Here is a 1488-nt window from a genome sequence, read left to right as displayed (position 1 = left end):
CCGCTTGCCCACGCGCTGCATGGCGCGGGTCGGCAGGTCGCCCTGCCGGAAACCACGCCGCGCGGCCACCCGCTGCGGTTCCGCCGCTGGACCCCCGACACACCCATGCGCCCTGGACGCTTCGGCACGCGCTTCCCCGACGGACCCTATGCAGAGCCGGACCTGATCTTCGTGCCGCTTCTGTGTTTCGACCGACGCGGTTTTCGCCTTGGTTATGGCGGCGGCTACTACGACCGGACCCTGGCCGAGCGTCCCGACGCCCGGGCGATCGGCTTTGCCTTTTCCCGGCAGGAGGTGGCCTTCGTGCCCACGGGCCCTTATGACGTGGCCCTCGACCACGTAGCGACCGAGCACGGGGTCATCACCTGCGCAAAAGGGGCCTGACAGTGCGGATTCTGTTTCTGGGTGACGTGGTCGGACGTGTCGGGCGCGAGGCGGTCATAAGTCGCCTCCCCGACCTGCGGCGCACGCTGGCCCTCGACCTGGTGGTCGTGAACGCCGAGAACGCCAGCCACGGCTTCGGTCTGTCGCCCCAGATCGCGACCGAACTGTTCGAGGCCGGGGCGGACGTGCTGACGCTGGGCAACCACGCCTGGGACCGCAAGGACCTGATCGGCCATATCGACGCGACACCGCGGATTATCAGGCCGCTGAATTTTCCGCCTGGAACCCCCGGCAACGGCAGTGTGGTCGTCAGCCTGGTCGACGGCCGCAAGGCGCTGGTCGTCAACGTGATGGGGCGGCTGTTCATGGACCCGCTCGACGATCCGTTCCGCGCCGTGACCGACCTGCTGGCGCGGCAGCGTCTCGGCGCCACCGTTCAGGCCATCATCATCGACCTCCATGCCGAGGCCACCAGCGAGAAATGGGCCTTCGGTCATGCCTTTGACGGCAGCGCGTCGCTGATCGTCGGCACCCACACCCATACACCCACCGCCGACCACCGGATTCTGCCGCGCGGCACGGCCTACCAGACCGATGCGGGCATGTGTGGCGACTACGACAGCGTCATCGGCATGCGCAAGGAGGCCGCCATCGCGCGCTTCATCCGCAAGATGCCGGGCGAGCGTCTGCAACCCGCCGAGGGCGAGGCCTCGATCGCCGGGATGATGGTCGAGACCGACGACACGACCGGTCTTGCCCGTCGCATGGCTCCCCTGCGGCAGGGGGGACACCTGTCGCAGACGCTGCCGGATTTCTGAGCCCCCGTCTGACAAGGGGCCGCACAAACGCACATCCGCGCGGCGCGCAGACGCATCGGATCGTCATGACGAAGCGTTAGGGCCTTCCGAGCAACCGGAGCGCCCATGAACACACCCGATACCCCACCCGCCATCGTCTGGTTCCGCGAGGACCTGCGTCTGGCGGACAATCCCGCCCTGCGCGAGGCCGCCCGCACCGGGGCGGCCCTTGTGTGCGTCTACATCGCCGATCCCGATGCCATGCCTGGCGCGGCCGCGCGGTGGTGGCTGGACGGCGGTCTGCGGG

Annotated in this window: 3 protein-coding genes; all 3 read left to right on the top strand. The window is 68.8% G+C overall.

What is annotated here, in order from left to right; translation table 11 throughout:
• Positions 1 to 384: 5-formyltetrahydrofolate cyclo-ligase (locus HUK82_RS16550; RefSeq protein WP_176614957.1), on the top strand; the 384-nt coding region annotated here is incomplete at its 5' end.
• A gap of 2 nt (positions 385 to 386) precedes the next feature.
• Positions 387 to 1202 carry a TIGR00282 family metallophosphoesterase gene (locus HUK82_RS16545; protein ID WP_176614956.1) on the top strand — a complete coding sequence of 272 codons (816 nt, stop codon included), beginning with the start codon at positions 387 to 389 and terminating at the stop codon, positions 1200 to 1202.
• 105 nt (positions 1203 to 1307) lie between these two features.
• Positions 1308 to 1488, top strand: a 181-nt coding sequence (locus HUK82_RS16540) for a deoxyribodipyrimidine photo-lyase (RefSeq protein WP_176614955.1), incomplete at its 3' end; no start/stop codon positions are given.

It is taken from the genome of Ameyamaea chiangmaiensis (assembly GCF_013376175.1).
GTDB lineage: Bacteria > Pseudomonadota > Alphaproteobacteria > Acetobacterales > Acetobacteraceae > Ameyamaea > Ameyamaea chiangmaiensis.
The sequence above is the reverse complement of the archived record's forward strand: the minus strand, read 5'-3'. Positions and strand labels throughout refer to the sequence as shown.